Origin of the sequence: Microbulbifer okhotskensis (assembly GCF_023895975.1) — a bacterium.
Classification (GTDB): Bacteria; Pseudomonadota; Gammaproteobacteria; order Pseudomonadales; family Cellvibrionaceae; genus Microbulbifer; species Microbulbifer okhotskensis.
On sequence record NZ_JALBWM010000616.1, the window covers coordinates 1 to 206 of the forward strand.

At 64.1% G+C, this 206-nt stretch carries 1 pseudogene; it reads left to right on the forward strand.

What is annotated here, in order from left to right:
* Positions 1 to 206: pseudogene (locus tag MO867_RS23475) on the forward strand (UTP--glucose-1-phosphate uridylyltransferase); the annotation flags it as partial.

Genomic DNA, 206 nt, shown 5'->3' on the forward strand with positions numbered 1-206 from the left:
TACTCTGCGCCGCCGGTATTATCGGCGACGAACCCTTCGCGGTCATGCTGCCGGACGTACTGATCAACAACCGCACCGCGGATAGCGGCCACGTCGACATGGCCGGCATGATGGCCGCCTTCAGCCGCAATGAGCATCCGCAGATCATGGTGGAGCCGGTGCCGTACGAACACGCCGAGCGCTACGGCATTGTCGATTGCGCGGGC